Origin of the sequence: Thioalkalivibrio sp. ALJT (genome assembly GCF_000381825.1) — a bacterium.
Taxonomy (GTDB): domain Bacteria; phylum Pseudomonadota; class Gammaproteobacteria; order Ectothiorhodospirales; family Ectothiorhodospiraceae; genus Thioalkalivibrio.
The window spans coordinates 1-17,726 of the sequence record NZ_KB907122.1 but is presented as its reverse complement, the minus strand read 5'-3'; the positions used below and the strand labels follow the sequence as shown (position 1 = coordinate 17,726).

The 17,726-nt window shown below is 65.9% G+C and carries 19 protein-coding genes and 1 pseudogene; 8 read left to right on the top strand and 12 right to left on the bottom strand.

Going from position 1 to position 17,726, the window contains the following annotated elements; translation table 11 throughout:
* Positions 1-15: 15 nt before the first annotated feature.
* Entirely contained in the window at positions 16-363 is a 348-nt protein-coding gene (locus G332_RS0102365; protein WP_019625395.1) for a DUF1820 family protein, read from the top strand.
* 56 nt (positions 364-419) lie between these two features.
* On the opposite strand, the gene G332_RS0102360 is transcribed toward G332_RS0102365, so the two are convergent.
* The 3 genes and pseudogenes from G332_RS0102360 to G332_RS13645 all read right to left on the bottom strand — a co-directional run bounded on the left by G332_RS0102360 (position 420) and on the right by G332_RS13645 (position 1,866).
* Positions 420-734, bottom strand: coding sequence for a hypothetical protein (locus tag G332_RS0102360; RefSeq protein ID WP_019625394.1), 315 nt, complete (start codon positions 732-734; stop codon positions 420-422).
* A gap of 182 nt (positions 735-916) precedes the next feature.
* Positions 917-1,660 (bottom strand): annotated as a pseudogene (locus tag G332_RS13150) (MOSC domain-containing protein).
* A 62-nt stretch (positions 1,661-1,722) separates the two neighbouring features.
* Complete coding sequence (locus G332_RS13645) at positions 1,723-1,866, bottom strand: hypothetical protein (RefSeq protein WP_019625393.1); 144 nt, start codon at positions 1,864-1,866, stop codon at positions 1,723-1,725.
* Positions 1,867-2,003: 137 nt separating this feature from the next.
* Between G332_RS13645 and G332_RS0102350 the strand changes: the two genes are divergently transcribed.
* Positions 2,004-3,131, top strand: a complete 1,128-nt coding sequence (locus tag G332_RS0102350) for a site-2 protease family protein (protein ID WP_019625392.1) — start codon at positions 2,004-2,006, stop codon at positions 3,129-3,131.
* Between the two features lie 70 nt (positions 3,132-3,201).
* Here G332_RS0102350 and G332_RS0102345 read toward each other — a convergent pair whose 3' ends face one another.
* Positions 3,202-4,266 carry an alpha/beta fold hydrolase gene (locus tag G332_RS0102345; protein ID WP_019625391.1) on the bottom strand — a complete coding sequence of 355 codons (1,065 nt, stop codon included), beginning with the start codon at positions 4,264-4,266 and terminating at the stop codon, positions 3,202-3,204.
* A gap of 116 nt (positions 4,267-4,382) precedes the next feature.
* On the opposite strand from G332_RS0102345, the gene G332_RS0102340 reads away from it, so the two are divergent.
* On the top strand, positions 4,383-5,135 hold the full coding sequence (locus tag G332_RS0102340; protein WP_019625390.1) for a DUF4197 domain-containing protein: 753 nt from the start codon (positions 4,383-4,385) through the stop codon (positions 5,133-5,135).
* A gap of 197 nt (positions 5,136-5,332) precedes the next feature.
* Here G332_RS0102340 and G332_RS0102335 read toward each other — a convergent pair whose 3' ends face one another.
* Together G332_RS0102335 and G332_RS0102330 are read right to left on the bottom strand one after the other, a co-directional pair.
* Positions 5,333-6,364: a phosphotransferase gene (locus G332_RS0102335; RefSeq protein WP_019625389.1), complete on the bottom strand. Its 1,032-nt coding sequence runs from the start codon at positions 6,362-6,364 to the stop codon at positions 5,333-5,335.
* 128 nt (positions 6,365-6,492) lie between these two features.
* Positions 6,493-6,777 (bottom strand): MliC family protein, encoded by a 285-nt coding sequence (locus G332_RS0102330; RefSeq protein WP_026340529.1) that lies wholly within the window; start codon positions 6,775-6,777, stop codon positions 6,493-6,495.
* A 471-nt stretch (positions 6,778-7,248) separates the two neighbouring features.
* Here G332_RS0102330 and G332_RS12615 point away from each other — a divergent pair, with 471 nt between their 5' ends.
* The gene (locus G332_RS12615; protein ID WP_019625387.1) at positions 7,249-7,467 is read left to right on the top strand and encodes a hypothetical protein; all 219 of its coding nucleotides are present in this window, start codon (positions 7,249-7,251) and stop codon (positions 7,465-7,467) included.
* A gap of 19 nt (positions 7,468-7,486) precedes the next feature.
* On the opposite strand, the gene G332_RS0102320 is transcribed toward G332_RS12615, so the two are convergent.
* Positions 7,487-8,443 (bottom strand): pentapeptide repeat-containing protein, encoded by a 957-nt coding sequence (locus tag G332_RS0102320; RefSeq protein ID WP_026340528.1) that lies wholly within the window; start codon positions 8,441-8,443, stop codon positions 7,487-7,489.
* Between the two features lie 129 nt (positions 8,444-8,572).
* Positions 8,573-9,484: a patatin-like phospholipase family protein gene (locus tag G332_RS0102315; protein WP_026340527.1), complete on the bottom strand. Its 912-nt coding sequence runs from the start codon at positions 9,482-9,484 to the stop codon at positions 8,573-8,575.
* Positions 9,485-9,706: 222 nt separating this feature from the next.
* On the opposite strand from G332_RS0102315, the gene G332_RS0102310 reads away from it, so the two are divergent.
* Positions 9,707-10,315 (top strand): hypothetical protein, encoded by a 609-nt coding sequence (locus G332_RS0102310; RefSeq protein WP_156000739.1) that lies wholly within the window; start codon positions 9,707-9,709, stop codon positions 10,313-10,315.
* Positions 10,316-10,498: 183 nt separating this feature from the next.
* The gene (gene trxC / locus G332_RS0102305) at positions 10,499-10,933 is read left to right on the top strand and encodes a thioredoxin TrxC (RefSeq protein ID WP_026340525.1); all 435 of its coding nucleotides are present in this window, start codon (positions 10,499-10,501) and stop codon (positions 10,931-10,933) included.
* Between the two features lie 127 nt (positions 10,934-11,060).
* Here trxC and G332_RS0102300 read toward each other — a convergent pair whose 3' ends face one another.
* Together G332_RS0102300 and G332_RS0102295 are read right to left on the bottom strand one after the other, a co-directional pair.
* The gene (locus G332_RS0102300) at positions 11,061-11,408 is read right to left on the bottom strand and encodes a hypothetical protein (RefSeq protein WP_019625382.1); all 348 of its coding nucleotides are present in this window, start codon (positions 11,406-11,408) and stop codon (positions 11,061-11,063) included.
* 400 nt (positions 11,409-11,808) lie between these two features.
* Positions 11,809-12,132 carry a hypothetical protein gene (locus G332_RS0102295; protein WP_019625381.1) on the bottom strand — a complete coding sequence of 108 codons (324 nt, stop codon included), beginning with the start codon at positions 12,130-12,132 and terminating at the stop codon, positions 11,809-11,811.
* Between the two features lie 299 nt (positions 12,133-12,431).
* Between G332_RS0102295 and G332_RS0102290 the strand changes: the two genes are divergently transcribed.
* Both G332_RS0102290 and G332_RS0102285 read left to right on the top strand, forming a co-directional pair.
* Positions 12,432-13,967 carry an AAA family ATPase gene (locus G332_RS0102290; protein WP_019625380.1) on the top strand — a complete coding sequence of 512 codons (1,536 nt, stop codon included), beginning with the start codon at positions 12,432-12,434 and terminating at the stop codon, positions 13,965-13,967.
* A 172-nt stretch (positions 13,968-14,139) separates the two neighbouring features.
* The gene (locus G332_RS0102285; protein ID WP_019625379.1) at positions 14,140-14,520 is read left to right on the top strand and encodes a DUF2237 family protein; all 381 of its coding nucleotides are present in this window, start codon (positions 14,140-14,142) and stop codon (positions 14,518-14,520) included.
* 60 nt (positions 14,521-14,580) lie between these two features.
* Here G332_RS0102285 and G332_RS0102280 read toward each other — a convergent pair whose 3' ends face one another.
* Both G332_RS0102280 and G332_RS0102275 read right to left on the bottom strand, forming a co-directional pair.
* Positions 14,581-16,698, bottom strand: coding sequence for a DUF1631 family protein (locus tag G332_RS0102280; protein WP_026340524.1), 2,118 nt, complete (start codon positions 16,696-16,698; stop codon positions 14,581-14,583).
* Between the two features lie 400 nt (positions 16,699-17,098).
* On the bottom strand, positions 17,099-17,726 hold a 628-nt coding region (locus G332_RS0102275; protein ID WP_019625377.1), incomplete at its 5' end, for an IS630 family transposase.

Genomic DNA, 17,726 nt, shown 5'->3' with positions numbered 1-17,726 from the left:
CCCATGATGGAGGGCATGAACACGTCCCATACCCGTTATCGCATCCATTTTCTCAATCACGGGAAGGTCTACGAGATCTACGCCCGCGAGGTCTACCAGGACGACCTGTATGGTTTTGTGACGGTCGAAGGGCTGTTGTTTGGCGAGCGCTCACAGGTGGTGGTGGACCCGTCCGAAGAACGTCTGCGTAATGAATTCGAAGGGGTGGCGCGGTTCCACGTGCCGATGCATGCACTGATCCGCATCGACGAGGTGGCCGCCGTGGGAACCCCGCGCATCCATGATGGTGGCGGGGACTCCGGTAACGTGCACACCTTTCCCGGGTTGCCCGGGCGCGGTCCGACCCGGCCATCCGGCGATTGATCCGGTCCGCGGGTATCCGGTGACGCCGGAACGGCCGCGGCGGCCGTGGTGTGTGTTCAGAACAGGCCGCAGGCGGGTCCGGTGCGCGCCGGGCGTACGTTGCGGATGTCCGGGTGGGCGCGCAGTTCATCCACCATTTCGCTGTACAGGCCGTCGGGGACGTCGCGTGCAAAGGTGATCTCAACGGTGCCGTTGCGGCGCATGTTGTAGGCCGTGAAGGCGTCGGCTTCGTAGTCGAACAGGATCTGGGAGAGCGCATCCTCGGAAGCCAGCGCTGCGGGCGTGTTCGCCTGGGAGGTGGTCGCACAGCCGCTGCTGGCGAACGGCAGCACGGTCAGAATCAGCACGGCAATATACAAGCGATGGTTCATGGCAGGGCCTCCCGGCCGGGTGGGATATCAATGTGATTCAGGGGCCTGGCTTGCCGTGGCACTTGGCGTGCAGCGGTAGGCACAGATATTTGCCTCCAGTTTAGACCAGGGCTTGCAAGGTTGTGTGAGACCGGGGTTTCAGAGACTGGATGTTTCGGGATCAGTGCAGGGGGGGCACGTGATCAAGCGACAAGCGTGGGCGGACGCAATGCATGGAACGTCCGGGCTACCCGGGGCTCTCCGGTAAGGTGTCGTTCGCCAGTGGTGGCGGCCGCTCCGCGTAGTCGGTGCCGGGTCTTTTCCCGCCAGTTTTCGGCCAGGGCCGTGCAGTCGGCCAGCCGCTGCAGATGGCGACGGTGGGGGTGGCGATCGACGGCCGCCATTGCATCCGCGATGCTGAGACGGTCGGGCTGGCGTTCCTGGGGCTCGATAGTGTCGCCTGCGGTCAGGTGGCCGGGCCCCGGTACGCGATAGCACCAGCCGCAGCAGCCAGGTCTCCTGGACTTCCTGCGCCAGACCGTGGAGGTCGAAGCGGGCATCGAGCTTCCAGCAAGGGGTGCGGGGCTGGCTGACCTGCACTCGGGCGGTACCGATGTGGTCGATGTCCCCGATGTCGCCGATGTGGACGTTGTGCTCGTCCATGCCGTGGCAGGTCAGGTTCTCGCCGAAGCCGGCCGGCGCGAAGCGGGCGGCACGCTCGGGGTATTGTCTGCGCCAGCCCGGGTAGTGGTCCACGCTGTAGTGGAGCAATGCGCGTTCCGGGCCCCGTGGTTTTTCGGGTCCGCCTGTTCGTCACCGGCCAGGCCGAGCGGGCCCAGAGCCACCGCAGCGTGCAGCGGGGATTTGTGAATGACGCTGGCGAGCCCCTTTGCGAAGGCTGCAGTCACGCGGCCGGCGTAGACGCCGGGCAGGCGGGGGTGGCTCATGCCGTTGGGTCCTGGACTGATCAGGTTCGACCCTATAACAGCCCGCTTGCGCGCGCATTGCATCAGCGCCCGGCCAGATAGAGCAGACGGGCGACGAAGGCGACACCGAGGATGATCCAGCCGATGGGGTAGGGCAGTACGCCGGAGAAGAAAGCGGTCAGGCTGGCGACGAGCAGGGCGCCAATGACAAGCAGGGGGATGTCCATGCCTTTGAGAGCGTGCCCGGCGGTGGATGTTCCGCAAACCTCGTGCAGCCCAACAGCCCCGGATGCAGCGCCATAATGTGGAACACGCCTATGCTGTTCATGGCATCCGGGAGCGTGGGCCCGCAAGGAGTGACTGCATGTTCAAGACTGTCCTGATCCTTGGCCATATTCGCGGGATTCGTATCCAGCTCCACATTAGCTGGGTATTCATCCTGATCCTGCTGGTGGCCAGTATGAGCACGGGCCTTCATCACCAGTATCCGGATTGGAGCCTGGCCGTGGCGGGCGTCACCGCGGTGGTGACGGCCCTGCTGTTCTTTGCGTCCATTCTGGCCCATGAACTGGGACACAGCCTTGTGGCGCTGCGGCGCGGGGTGCCGGTGGAGTCCATTACGCTGTTCATCTTTGGCGGTGTGGCGCAGATGGAACGGGACCCGGAGCGGGCCGAGGACGAGTTCTGGATCGCCATTGCCGGGCCGGCGGTGAGCGTGGTACTGGCGCTGGGTTTCGCCGCGCTGGCGCAGGCTACTGCGGGCTGGTTCGAGCCGATCCCGGTGGCCCTGGGCTGGCTTGCGCTGATCAACCTGATCGTGGCGATATTCAATCTGATCCCCGGGTTCCCGCTGGATGGGGGGCGGGTGTTCCGGGCGGTGGTCTGGAAGCTCACGGGCAACCCGCGTCGGGCGATCGAGGCAGCCGTGTGGGGTGGGCGTATTGTGGCGTTCCTGCTGTTCGGCGTCGCCTTCTGGAATCTGGTGGTGATCGGGAATCTGGTCGGCGGGCTGTGGATCATGCTGATTGCGTGGTTCCTGCTGACCATGGCCGAGGGCCAGGGCCGGATGTTCGATATGCGGGAACGTCTGGCGGATGTGCGTGCACGGGACCTGGCCAGCCCGGACCCGCCCTGCGTGCGCCCGGAGACCTCCATCGACGCCTGGATCCAGCGCGATGTGCTGCCGGGCGGGCGGCGTGCCTTTCTGGTAGGCACGCCGGAACGGGTGCGGGGCCTGGTGAGCCTCAGTGACAGTGGCAAGCTGCCGCGCGAGCAGTGGGCCACGCGTCGGGTCGACGAGATCATGACCCCGGCGGAGTCGCTGAGCTGGGTGGCGCCGGATACCAGGGCGGAGGAGGTCCTGCGCGTGATGGGTGAGCGCAACCTCAATCAGATCCCGGTGATGGAGGCCTCCGGGCGGGCGATTGGCTGGATCGACCGTCAGCAATTGCTGCGGACCATCGAGATGCACATGGAGCTGCAGCGGCAGTAGCCGGGCCGTTCGGCTGTGCAGCGATGCGGTCATGGACGCACGGAAACCGTTCCGGTTTGCGTGGACGGGGTCAGTCGGTGGCGGGGCGGTTGCGCCACTGGTCGAGGATGTCGAGGATGGGGGCGATGGCCGGGGGCTCGTCCGTCAGCGGGCCGGGCACCAGCAGGCCGCGGTGCGAGCCCTCCACGAGCAGCGGTTCCGGGTGATCGTCCAGGGTCAGCGAGTCCACGGGGACCACGCCATCGCCCAGCACCTCATCGGTTTGTTCCCACCATTCGTGGATACGCCCGGCGACGGCTTCAATGTCGACCTGTTCGTCCAGGAAGGCAAGGCTGTCGCGCATTGCCGGGGTCGGTTCCGGCAGCCGGCCACCGATGATGCGGACCGGGATGGTCTCCGGCCAGGGGCGGGCATTGAGATCGGCGAGGAAGGCGCTGTCCGGGCGCAAGTCGATCTTGGCGGCGCCGGTGCCGTCGCGCAGGCCGGCGAACAGCGAAAAGCGCTGCTCCTGAATGTCGGCCAGCCATTCGCGCACCTCCAGCCATACCCGCAGGCGGGCCCACTCGGAGCCCTGGTTGGGCGTGGCGACCAGGATGACGCCTTCCACCGCCGGCTGGGGCGCCCTGGCCTCGGCGTCCACCGGCTGGTGGTGGCGGGTCACGAAATCGCGGATCACCAGCCCGCCCATGCTGTGCCCGATCAGGATGACGGGGTGGTCCTCCGGAAGTTGTCCCCAGTATTCCGCGAGCAGGTCCGCGCTGCGGTCGATGGCCTGGTCGTTGGGATAGCGAAACTCCCAGGCATTGATTCCGGCATCATCCAGTGCAGGTGCCAGGGCGTCCCATATGTTGCCCGGTTCGTCCAGGCCGTGCAGCAGCAGGACCGCTGGTGGGGCGTCTTCGGCAAGGACCTCCGACCGTGGCACGAAGCCCTCCAGTTCGTCCGGGAGCTGCATGTGTTCCGGGAACCACTCCTGCAGTCGGTCCTGCACCTCGAGGCGCAGTTCGCGCTCCTGCTCGGGACTTTTTTCCGTCCAGCTCACCCAGGCGACCAGGGCCACTAGCGGCAGACCCAGGAGCAGGCCCGCGCGGATCCAGCGCCGGCGGCGGGAGGCGGATGATCGGCTGTCGGTCATAGCATTACCATCGGCGATGTGACCGCCGCCGACAAGGGGGCGCGTGGCTTGCGATGAACCCCCATGCGACATGAATATCGGACGACATGAATCATGAGTTTCCAAGGAGCATGGCGATGCGTCATCTGGTGGTAGTCCCCTGGTTGCTGATGCTTGCCCTGTTGAGTGGCTGTGCCGGGCTGGACGTGCGTGACCTGGGGCTGGGCGGCAGCGGTGAGGAGGCCCGAGCCGAGCAGGCTATCCGCGAGGCCCTGAGGATCGGGGCCGAGCGCACGGTGGAGCGAACCGGGCGCGAGGATGGCTACCGGGGCAATGACCTTATTCGCATCGGTCTGCCGCAGGAACTGGAATCGGTCGGGGACACCTTGCGGCGTGTGGGTCTCGCGCGCCAGGTGGATGACCTCGAGCGGCGGATGAACCGGGCCGCCGAAGAGGCCGCACGCGAGGCCGTGCCGGTCTTTGTCAGCGCGATCCGCGACATGCGGCCGGATGATGTATACGGCGTGTTGCGGGGCCCGGATGACGCCGCCACGCAGTACCTGCGCGGGGCCTCGGAGGCGACTTTGCGCGAACGCTATGCGCCGATCGTGCGCGAACAGATGCAGCGCGCCGAGATCGAGCGTGTGTACCAGCCACTGCGTGAGGCGGCGGGGCGTATCCCGGGCCTGTCCGCGCTGGATGTGGACCTGGATCGCTATGTCACCGATCGCGCCCTGGACGGGCTGTTCACGATTCTTGCGGAGGAGGAGCAGCGCATCCGTGAGGACCCGGCGGCGCGCACGACCCGCCTCCTGCGCGAGCACTTCGGCCGTCAGGGCAATTCGGAGTCAGTGGCATGGCCCGGGCTACTCGTCACAGACGCGCGATGATCACCCGGTCCCGACGGGATCCTGAGCCTTGACGGGTCGCCGTCCGCCGCGCCCCGGGTTTGCGTTTGTCATAATGGCTCGGTCATGAGTGAACCCGAGTCCAATCCGACTGATCCTGCCGATACCCAGCGGGCGTCGAACGGCCCGCCTGCTGCCGAGTCGGAGGCATGCGAGTGGGGCACCTGCTCGGCGGAACCCTACTGGCTGGAGGTGGCCGAGTCCGTGCGCTCGGGGCCGGATGCGGCCACGGACGAAGCGGCTGACTGAATCTCCCGCACCACCGCCAGTGCCCGGCGCCGGCTGAAGTCGTGAATCTTCCAGTGTTCGGGGCTCCAGCCGACCAGGAAGCGGTAGAAGTCGGCCTGCGCCACGGGGAACAGCGTGCGCCATTCGTGTTCCACGGGCGTGGCCTCGGCGCCCCGTCCGGCCTGTTGCAGTGCCGTGCGCAGGGCGTCGAAATAGGCATCCAGCAGCTCGTCCTCCCAGTCCTCCTGTTCCCGTTCGCTCAGCGCGCTGCCGAGGAAGTAGGCCACGTCGCGCATCCCGCAGCCGCCCCCGGCATACTGGAAGTCGAGTGCGGCGACAGCGCGCCCGTCCGCAGCGAAACAGAAATTGGCGACCTTGGCATCCCCGTGGACGATGCTGCGATAGCGAGCACCTCGCAGGGCCGCGTCCAGGGCGCTGGCGCTGGCGCGAATGGCCGGGTCCGCGATCGCGGCCCACTCGTCCGGGCGGGTGGCCAGATGCCAGTAGCTGCCTTCGGGCCACAGCCCCTCTGGCACCACGCCAAGAAAGCGGGCATGGAAGCGGGCCAGCCAGACCAGGCACAGCCGTGCCTGGTCACGGTCCAGGCGCGTCTTGCGCAGGGGATAACCGGCCGCATCCAGATCCTCCAGCACGATGCGGTGCTGTGTCCCCTCGGTGTCGATGGCGAGACAGCGTGGCATCCGGCAGTGCGGATCGTCAGGCGCGGCCCATACGCGGTACCAGGTCATCTCGACCGCGTAGGAGCTCACCTTGCGCTGGTGCGAGCGGTCGTTGTTCCAGCCGCGCGGGTGGTCCTGCCGCGTCGGGAACACCACGTGCTTGAGGATGGCGCTGGCAGCGCGAGCGCCTTCGAGGCGGTAGCGCACGATCTCGCCGTAGCCGCTCCACAACGTCTGCAGGACCGTCTCTCGGCGGGCTGCACGGGCCCCGGTGGCCTGGCGCACAAGTTCACTTGCATCCATGGTCTGATCGTTTCCCGGGAGCCTGTCGGATTTGGGGTGGATTGGCTGTGTGCGCAGGAGCGTGGCCCCCTGTTCCGCTCTCTCGCACTCGGGCCCTGCGCTCGCGACGACCGCCAAAGCCCGACAGGCTACTGGCGTTGGTCCACGGCGCGGCAGCTCCAGAATACGCCAGCCATCTCGAGCATCGCGGCATCATCTCGGGTCCAGAACGCGATCTCGCCGCCGGGACTGGCGTAGCGCGCGCCGTAGGCCACGTCGGTGGCCTGTAGCCGCGCCCGCGCCCCGTTGAGGGTGAGCTCCAGGTGCTCGCCCTCAATGCTCGCCGCCAGTTCGTGGCCATGGGCGCAGGTGTACGTGATCTCGTGTGGTGCTTCACCCGAGTGAGGGAATGCACTGCAGCCCGCCGCCAACAGGGCGCCGGTCAGAAAGAGGATGCCTGTTCGCACATGGGTTCTCCAGGGAGGGCGGGTCGACTTGCACGCACGCAAAAGCGAATCTTGATCAGAAGCGACGTTCCGCCCGTCTCGGGGGTTGCGCCCGGGCCGGCACCTGTCCACCACCATGGCCCATTGGGACAGCCCCCTTGAGGGGATTCGCGGAGCCCATCCCGTGCTGCACCCCGGAGAGTGGCGGGCTCTCGTGGCGAATCAATCATCAAGAAGCGAATCAAGCGCGAGTGTTGCCGTAATTCCGATTGGTGTAGTGCATTCATGCGCGCGTGTACATGAATCCGTGTCGCCCGAGGGGCCTTGCGGCGATCGCGGGTGGACCTGCGGCCTCCGGCGACTGACGGCTGCCATCGGGACTCGCCGGGGCGGTCTATCCTTGAAAATGGGCACCATCAGGGCCCTGCAGGCAGGGCCGGTGGCCCGGGAGGACGGGTGATGCATCAACAATCCAACAGGCCGAACGCGCCGGCCCGGGAACGTCCCGCACCGGCTGGAGAGGCGGACCAGGGGGTGGCACCGGCAAGCCGCCTCAGCATGCACGCGAACGTGACGGTCTGGTGTGACTGTTGTTCCTGCGAGGCGGAACCGTACTGGGCCGAGCAGGCCGCCGCGCTGGGCATCGAACTGGACCCGGGCGATCACGGCGAACCCTGACGCAGCCGGGCGTTCTGGCTCAGTCGCAGCGTCCCACCGAATCGTGTGCACAGCGGCGGCCATCGACCCAAATGCTGTGGCGCAGCCGTGCGCCATCCAGGCGGGCATTGTTCAGATTGGCGCCGCTCAGGTTGGCATGGGACAGATCGGCGCCATCCAGGCGGGCTCCGGCCAGGTCGGCCCGGGTCAGATCGGCGCCGGTCAGGTTGGTGGCGTCGAGGGCGGCCTGTTGCAGTCCCGCCAGGGAGAGGTCGACAAAGCGCAGATCGGCGGTAGACAGGCGTGCGCCCCGAAGCCGGGCCCTGGTCAGCCGGGCACTGTGGAGCGAGGCCCCGCTGAGATCGACCCCCCGAAGATCGGCACCGCTTTGATCGCAGTAGTTCCAGTTGACCCCCGGGCTTGCGGGCTGGGTGCAGTCGGGTACCGCGCCAGGTTCGAACTGCAGGGCAGAGCTGATCAGAAGAAGGGCCGCCAGGCTCACGACCACGCCGCTGGCCAGCCACGGCTGCGGGCCACGCAGCCAGCGGTTTCCACTGGTGGCGGGACGATCCAGTATATTGCGCCACTGCTGGCGGTGACTCAGGGTTCTGGCGGCTTCGGGACAGCGGCGGTCGCCCTTGCGGCGCTCCAGGATCTCCGCCGGTGGCTCGCCATGGCGACGTTCGCGCAGGCGCTCGTCTTCGCGCAGGCGTGCCTGTTCCAGACGCTTGCGGCCCTCCGAGGTATGCGCGTGCCGCAGTTCCTCCGGGATCAGATGAGGACACTGATTGAGACGCCACCAGGTCTCCCGGTCGTGGCTGACGTGGTCATCCGGGTGCAGTCGGCCGAGGATCAGGAACCGGCCGATCGTGGCCTCGGGGAAGGGGCCGCAGACCCGACCGTCCCGCTGGGTGAACCACAGCGTGGGGCGCATGCCGGGGTCATCCGGGGGGCGCTGCTCGGAGGTGGCTGGGGGCTGGACGGCGTCGCGGTTCACGGCTCTCGCATCTGGTGTACTGGCTTCGTGTCCTTGCGGCGGATGCCCGGAGTATAGGCCAGGTCCACGTCGTCCCATCACCCCGTTTGCGGGCATCCTCCGCGGCTGGCCGCATCGGGCCACGGGATTTTATGGATCGTCGACTCCCCACGTGGCGAGTTGCTCGCGCAGCTCGTTGGCGACCGGTTGCGCCTGGTCCATGATTTCTTCGATGCGGTTGAAATGCAGCAGGCGAACCCCTTCGGTAGCGGGCACCAGGTACAAATCGGGCGGGTCGTGTCGCTTCATCTGGCGAATGATGGACCCCTGCATGATGCTGAAGCTCTCGAACAGAAGGTCGGTGATGCCGAGATCGTCGGTATCGTTGGGTTCCCCCTGGCCGGATACATCAACGGCGATTACGTAGTCGTAGTGGCCCTGCAACAAGTCGTAGGGCAGCGGGTTCGAAGCGCCACCGTCGATCAGGTACCGATCGTCGCGTTGCACGGGCGCAAACAGCCCGGGGACCGCCATGCTGGCCTCGATGGCTTCGAATAAATCGCCTTCGTCCATGACCACACTCTCGCCGGTGCGGAAGTCGGTGGCGACTACGGCAAGGGGGATACGCAGGTCGTCGAAGTCGCGGGCCTCGGTGTGTTCGCTCAGAAAGCGCAGAAATTCGCTGGAGTCCAGCAGGGCGTCGTGTCCCAAACGCAGCGGGATCAGGTCGCGCAGTCGCAGGCTGGAACGTGCCAGCCCGGTCAGCGCGTCCAGTTCCGAACCGGCGAAGTCGTCGAACAGGTCAAGGATCGCGTCGGCATCGAGACCGGCGGCGTAAAGGGCGCCGATGACCGCACCGATGCTGGTGCCGGTAATACGGTCCGGCGTTGTCCCCAGCTCGTCGAAGATCTCCAGGATGGCGATATGCGCCAGGCCGCTCGCCCCGCCGGAACCCAGCGCCAGGCCGAGGGTCGGCGCATCGCGGTCGCTTGTCTCCGCCGCCAGTGAGGCCGGTGTGGCACCGAGGATGAGCAGCAGGGCTGGAACGGACAGAACTTTCATCGACTCGCCGATTACGGGGGAATATGGGCTAATGTACACGCTCGCGCGCACGGCGTTGCGGCTCGCCTGTAGCAGAGTCACCGCGCGGCGGTTACCGCGCATGAAACGCGCGCAAAACGACTCGAGCGCGAGCATGTATCTGGATCCGCGATTGGGGGCATGCTGCTACCCTGCTACGGGGTACAGCCGGGAGCAAGCACGTTGAGACAACAGGGTACGACGCTGGGCGCGGGCAGGCTCCCGCAGGGTTTCAAGTGGGGGTATCTGGTCTTCGTACTGGTCCTGGTGCCGGTGTATGCGGCGGTGCACGGCTGGTTCAACTTTCTGTGGTTTTCCAACGTGGCGCTGCTGGGCGGGCTGCTTGCAAGCTGGCTGGAGAGCCGCCGTATCGCCAGCATGATGCTGGTGGCGGTGGTGCTGCTGGAACTGGGCTGGGTGCTGGACTTCCTGCTGAGCATGGTGGTGTGGGGCTGGGCACCGCTGGGGATTGTGCATTACATGTTCAACCCTGATATCCCGCTGTTCGTGCGGCTGTTGTCGCTTTACCACCTGCCGCTTCCGTTTGTGCTGATCTGGCTGGTCTGGCGCCTTGGGTATGATCCGAGTGCCTGGCGCTACATGCTGTTGCTGGGTTGGGGCATCCTGCTGCTGACCTACTGGCTTGCGGATGCCGATAACAATGTGAACTGGGTGCTGGGGCCCGGCGGGCAGGTGCAGGAATGGATGCACCCGCTGGCGTGGCTGGCCGTGGTGATGGCCGTGTGCATGGCGGTTTGGTGGCTGACGCACCGGCTGGTGGGCGGGCTCCTGTTACGTCTCCGCCGGCCCTGATGTGCCAGGCCTGTGCCGCTCTCACGGTAGACTCCGGGTAATGGCGGTACCCATCGGGCTGCGACAAGGAGTCCGGATTGAGTTGCAGCCTTCTTTGTCCGTACAAAGGTGTACCAGAAGCGGCTGTGCAGCGTGGGGTCCCGAAAGCCAGCGTGGCTTTATTCGGCTTCTTGCGAGGTTGTTATGAGTGAAGTTCTGCATGTTGTCTGTCCGCATTGTGATGCGGTGAACCGGATTCCCGCCGCGCGTATGGAAGGCGGGCCGCGGTGTGGCCAGTGCCACCAGCCGCTGTTTGCGGCTGCGCCGGTGGTCCTGACCGCGGCCAATTTCCGTCGCCATCTGGAGCGCAGCGATATCCCTTTGCTGGTGGATTTCTGGGCGCCGTGGTGTGGCCCCTGCAAGATGATGGCCCCCCAGTTCCAGCAGGCGGCCGCCGAACTGGAGCCGGCACTGCGCCTGGCCAAGGTGGACACCGAGGCGGAACCGGTCCTGGGGCAGCAGTTCGCGGTTCGCAGCATTCCGACCCTGGTGCTGTTTCGCGGCGGGCGTGAGGTGGCGCGCCAGGCCGGTGCGATGGGTGCGGCCGACATCGTGCGCTGGGTGCGGGCGCACGGCTAGGAGCCTGTCGGATTCGGGACGGATCTCCTGCCTTGCGCTCGCGACGAGCGCCCACATCCGACCGACTCCCGGGCGGCCCGCGTCTGCCGGTCGCGATGGGGTGAAGGGGCCCGGTGTTCGCCCCGGACTACAGGCGGCGCCAGGCCTCGTGACCGCAGCTCATGCAGAGGTACTGGGCCTCATAGCGCCCCGGTTCAGCGGCACGCTCGCGGATCGTGCCGTCCTGGAAGGTGAAGCTGCGCAGGGTGCAGCGTGGGCACTTCTCGATCGGGTCGCGCGGGGCTTGTGGCTCCCCGGCGCCGCGCGCGTCTGCGTGCCCCTCGGGGCCGGCGGCGGCCTCCAGCGCCTGATTCAGTTCGCGCGTCAGTTCGGCCGCGAGCCGATGCGCCGCAGCGGCCTGGTCGTCTCTGGCCAGCGCCTCCAGGCTGGCCAGGCGGTTGCGGATGCTCCGCAGTCGGGCTGCGAGTTCGCTCATGCGTTTCTCCTGAATCGCTGTCCTGCCAGCATAGCCCGTTCCTGTGCGTTGCGGCATGGGGGCCGGTGCACACTACTGAATCGATCCCCGGCAGCTGGATGTCGCGCGGGGCGGCCCAGCGTTCACCCAGCAGCCGGGTGGGCGGCATTGGTCGGGCCAATGTGGTGACGCCCGGCATGGGGCGCCGGGCGCTCGCGAAGGCGTGCTGGCCCGGTGTTTAAGAGCGGGGCATGGTCGGTATCGGTACGCTGCACGGGACGACGGGCGTTCCGTGGTGCGCTTCGGATCTACGAAAGGGAAGCCGCTGCAGCCGGTCCGGACAAGCGGGGCACGTGCCGCTGGGGCGCGGCCGTTGTCCCGGCTGGCTTGAACCCGCTCCCTGAGGGATTTTGGGGCGGGCCTACTCGGCCGCCGCTTCGCGGGTCGGGCGTTCGCGCAGATCGGCGCTGCGGATGCCTTCGCGCTCCAGTACGGTGACTACCGGGCTGGAGTCGGTGTCCTCGCTGGCGAGCTGGTCGCCTTCCATCCAGGGCGGTGGCAGCTGCGGTCGCATGTCCTGTACCTGGGCGAAATTCGGCACTTCAACCTTGGAAAAAAGTTCCATGGCGGACTCCTGCGCTACAGGGTTCTGCAGGGTCAGCACGATGCCTGTGGCGAGCATCAGCAGGGAGAACTGAAAACGCTGGTCACTGTAGGTGGAACGGGCACGCAGCAGGTTGAACATCGGGATTCTCACGAGAGTCTGTTCTGAGAAGGACCTTACGCCGGAGCAGGGGTTCCATCAAGCGGGCCTGCGGGATGTCGGGCCTTTGGCCATGTGCTACCGATTTCCATGGTGGCAGGTCGGGATGACCGTATCCATGTGGTGACCGCGGGCCCGTGTCGGGGCTCCGCGACCGGATGCGGGTTACCCCGGCTTGATACGGTGATGTAACGGTCACGCGCGGGTGGCGGCGGACTTCCGGCGCGCGTGCTGGCGCGGATCGGTACACTCGATACAGGTGTCGATGGAGGAGACGGATATTGGCCGGCAGGCTCGAGAACCAGACAGCCCGCAAGATTCTGCGCGGCCTGCAGTCGCACTATCCGGTGTTCTACCTGCTTGGTTGGGACGAGGACCGGATGGAACGTTTGCTGCGGTCCGTGGCGCGCTCGTACTACGGTGAGGACGGGCACTTGCGGGTCTGGTCGGCCAGCCACGGGTTTGGCGCCGACGATGACCCGGCAGCGCCGACCGCCGACCCGTTGGCGGCGGTGGCCCGGGTATCAGCAGGTCCGGACGCGGAGCCGCGCATGGTGTTGCTCAAGGATCTGCCCACCTGGTTCGATGCAAACCCTGCGCTGGTACGCGGGGTCCGCGACCTCTACTACCGGTTGAAGGGCGGCCGCACGGTGGTGTTTCTCAGTTGCCCGCTGTTGAAACTGCCGGAGATCCTGAAGAAAGAGGTCTTTCTGGTCGAGATGGATCTGCCCACCGAAAGCGAGGTGCTGGAACAGCTTGCGGTCACCCGGGGTGCGCAGGAGATCCCGCGTGACCAGTTATTCCGCGTGGCTGCGGGGATGCGCGGGCTGTCGCTGAACGAGGTCGGGCATCTGAGTGCCCGTCTGTTCCGGGGCAAGCCAATGCCCGAGGCCGAGATGCTGGCCGCGGTTCAGGAGGAGAAGGGGCAGATTCTGCGCAAGGAGAGCTGCCTGGAGCTCTATCCGCCGCAGCCGTCGCTGGATCAGATCGGGGGGCTGGAAAACCTGAAGGAGTGGGTGCGCACCCGGGCCGACCTGTTCAGCGAGAAGGCCTGGCGTGACAAGGTGCCACTCCCCGCTGGCGTGCTGTTCATGGGCGTGAGCGGCTGTGGCAAGAGTATGGCGGCCAAGGCCATCGCCACCGCCTGGAACCTGCCGCTGGTGCGGCTGGATATGAGTCTGGTGCTGTCCGGCAGCTTCGGTACGCCGGAATACGCCTTCGCACGGGCCACTCGGATCGCGGAAGAGATCGCACCGATGGTGCTGTGGGTGGACGAGCTGGAAAATGCATTCGGCTTTGACAGTCATGCTGCAGGCAGCGCGGGCAATGTGAATATCTTTTCCAGCTTTCTGACCTGGCTGCAGGAGAAATCGCCACGGGTGTTCGTGGCGGCGACGGCGAACCGTATCCAGCAGCTCCCGGCCGAGTTGATGCGCAAGGGCCGGTTTGACCAGCTGTTCTTCCTCGATCTGCCCAATGTGGACGAGCGCAAGGAGATCCTGCGCATTCATGTGCTGCGCCACGGAGGCCACCTCGAGGATTTCAACCTGAACTACATGGCGGCGAGCACGGAGGGCTGGAGCGGAGCGGAGATCGAGCAGGCCGTGAAATCGGCGCGTATCGACGCCTATCGCGAGGATCGGACCTTCAATCAGCGCGACGTGATCCGCAATGTGATCGATACCGTACCGCTGTCGCGGACCATGATGGAGCAGATCCGGGAGATCAAGAGCTGGGTGTTCCAGCGCGCCATCAATGCCTCGCGCCCGGAGTCCTCCGGGAAGGGGGATGCGGGGCCGCCGAAGGCGGCGGAGTGAGGCCCTGGCGCCGTTGCATCGGTTGCGGCGGCACACCTCCACCGGGTGCGTGGGTGTTACCGGCGTGCCTGCACCAGGCGGGGGCGACTGAATTCCCGCGGCCCGAGTGACCGCTCGCCGCATCCGTGCGTGGCTCCGTTATCCTGTAGATCACGTAAAGCGGGAGAGACCCATGCAGCCATTTCGATCGGTGAACGTACTGGGCGGACCACTGGAGGCCTGTGGACAGGACCCGGTGACCGGGTTCTACCGGGATGGCCACTGTGCCACCGGCTACGACGACCAGGGCATGCATACCGTCTGCGCGGAGCTCACGCGCGAGTTCCTGGACTTCTCCCTGGCGCGAGGGAACGACCTGATGACGCCGGTGCCGGCGTTCGGTTTCCCCGGGCTGGCGGCCGGGGACCGCTGGTGCCTGTGTGCGGCGCGCTGGCTGGAGGCCTACAAGGCCGGGGTGGCGCCGGGCGTCTTTCTGCGTGCCACCCACGAGGAGACCCTGGCGGTGATCCCGCTGGATATCCTGAAGGAACATGCCTGCGACCCCACGGATTAACAGGCGCCGGTGGGATAGCGGATGAACTTGCCCGTGCGCGGTATGCGCTGCATCGGGGTCTCAGCTGCCGGGGGCCTCGATGATGGCGTCCAAAGGGTTGTCTTGCGGTAACGCGCGCATACGGCCCTGGCGCAATTCCTGAGCCACGCCCTGCAGGCTGTAGCGGCGGGCATGGACGCCATCCAGCGACAGGAAGAAGAAGCGCCGGGTGGTCTCTCCGCGCCAGAGCAGTGCCAGACGCAACGGGTTCTCGCCGTCGTCGTCCGTGAATTCGAACCAGTCACCGATAGCCAGACTGATGGCCGCGAATACGTGATCATCGTCCCGGTCCTGGTGCAGGGTCGGGTCGTCGTCTTCGTAGCGGACCGATTCCCGCGTCTGCAGACGGGCGCGCGGGTCGAAACGCGGGGTGTCGTCCCCCGCACGCAGGCGGAACAGGTGGGCCTTGCCGAGATGTTGCACCAGATCGCGGATGCGGTCCTTGGGCAGTCCTGCGGCATGCGCATTTTCCCGGGTCTCGGCGACCAGCGGGTTGACCTCGGCGGCACTGGCCATGTTGCAGATATGGCGCACGACCTGGCGCAGCGATCGGTGCAGGGCTTCACCGACCTCGCCGGTGTTATGTTCCACTGCCAGTACGGTCTCCCAGGACTGGAAGATCTCCGTTGCCGCGGATTCCGGCAAGTCTGCACCGGTCTCCAGTGCTGCCAGTGCGAGGTTGCGTCGAGCCTGTTCGGCCCATTCCTCCGTATGCGGGAGGTCGATCTGGGTGATCTGGCGTTCGTGCCAGAGTGCATCCTCGGCCTCGACGCTTTCGAGAAACTCTTGCATCAGGGTGCTGGCGGCATCGCGGTCGATCTGGTCTGCCTGGTTGCGCAGCTGTTCGATCGACTGCCGGATGCGGTCCAGATAGCGTTCCACTGCCTCGTCGTCGGCACCGGTCTCCGGGTTAATACGGATGGCGACGTTGATCAGGCTGCCGATCCACAGGCGCAGGGGGTGCGAGCGGTCGCGAAAGAACCCGAGGTCGCGGATCACGGCAGTGGCCAGTGGGTACTGCATTTCGCTGATCAGCGCGCGTACGGCCGGATTGAAGCCGACCTCGCGGAAGATGTGATCGAACAGGCCCTGGAGCAGGTCGTGGATGAAGGGCGCCAATGCGGCACGTGGATCCGACTGGTCATCCGCTACCACGTAGGCGGTCATGGGGGTGGTGGTTTCTGTGGTGTCCGACCCGGTGGCGCGGAACAGGGGCGACTGCCGCATGTTCGAGGCCCATGCGGCCCACTGGGCCGGATCCGCTCCGGTATCCGGCATGTTCGCGGGTTCCTGCACCGAGACCGCGCGGGTGGCGGGTTGCCATGTCGCTGCGGCCGCGTCTTCGGGCGCATTGCCGGCGTTGTCCTGCTCCGTCGTCTGTGCGTGGGTGCCGGCCAGGTGTTTCCAGGAGGCATTCTGGCGCAGCGTCGCGACGGACTCCGGATCGGCCCGCGGCGTACTGACCAGTCCGCAGTGTTCGATGGCCTCGACGACGAGCGCCAGGGTAGGGGAGGCGGTCTTCTGCATGCAGTCCAGGTAGGCGCGCATCAGGTCCAGCGTCATCTCGCTCTTGCCGAAGTAGAGTTCGCCGATCTCGATCAGCCGTTCGTACCAGTGCAGAGGTGACCAGGGCGCCCAGTTTGCATGCTCGAAACGGTTTCTTTCCTGTGCGGCCCGGGTGAACACGAAATGCGAATAGCGATTGTTTTCGCGTATCGCGCCTTCCAGCTTGTGGCGCAGCGACCGCCGGGTGGACTGGTAGTCATCCAGGATTGCGAGCCCGTCATCCTGGTCGGCGAAGGCGATGCCGGAGAACTCGTATTGCGGGGGGTAGTCGTTGCTGCGGAAGTCCTCGGTCAGGTTGTCCCGGAAATCCCGCAGTGCACGCTTTTCGAACATGCCGAAGTCGGTTGCCCAAAGCATGGTGTTCTGGTTGGAAGTTCCCCAGGAACGACCGGCTTCCCATTCCGTACGCGTGGTCGTCAGGCAGCGTTCGAGGTGCGCCAGCACGCGAGGTACGATCATCTCCACTAATTGCTCGCGCTGCACGATCGACAACCCGGCCATGCCGGCCCATTGGCTCGAGGCCGCGAGGCCAGGAGTCGGACAACCGAGGGATGCGGCCCTGTCGCGTGACATACATGGCCTCCGGGGCTGGGTTGGGAGGTTTCGCTCTGGACTGCCCATGTTCCCCTACTACGCCGGGTTTTGCACGTGGGGTGGGGGCGGGCGTGTTAAGAAAAGACTAAGGAGACGCTGATTTAATCGCACGTCCGCGTTGGTGCCCCCTGTTTTCCGAGGCAAGGCGCGTCGTGCAGCGGGTAGTGGTTCTACCCGCAAGCGGCGCAACGCAGGCTCGGGGAACAGGGGCCACCAACCCCACAAGCTATTGAAAGCGGGGGCTCGGCCGCTTTTGCGCGGGAACGGTGTTGCGGTTCCCTTGTGCAGAATGACTGCACGGCAGTCACCGCGCCTTGTTCGCACGCAAAAGCGACTCGAGCGCGGACGTGCGATTAAATCAGCGTCTCCCTAATGCCCCTTAACAATAGTTCGCAGTATTATTGAGGCGCTCGCTTACACGGGCGATGGAGGCGATGATCTGGTCGGCGGTTTTGCGCCAGATGAACGGTCGGGGTTCATCGTTGTATGTCTCCAGGTATTCGCGGATGGAATCCTCGAGTTCCCGAGTGCTGCGATGCGAACCGCGTTTGATCCAGCGTTCCGAGATGAGCGCGAAGAAGCGTTCAACCAAGTTGATCCATGACGCCGAGGTGGGCGTGAAGTGCACATGGTAACGCGGCCGCGCAGCGAACCACGCACGCACTTTTTCGGTTTTGTGGGTGCCGTAGTTGTCCATGATGAGATGGACGTCGAGGTCGGCCGGAATTTGACGGTCGATCTCGTTGAGAAACGCCAGGAATTCCTTTGCGCGATGTCTTCTCTGGAGTTTGCCGATCACTTCGCCGGTGGCCACATCCAGTGCCGCGAACAAGGTCGTCGTGCCATGGCGCAGGTAGTCATGCGTGCGGGTCTCGGGATGGCCAAACGTTAACGGCAAGGCCGGTTGAGACCGGTTCAGGGCCTGAATCTGGCTCTTTTCATCGACGCACAGCACCAGTGCGCGATCCGGCGGCTGCATGTACAGCCCCACGATGTCGTGGACCTTG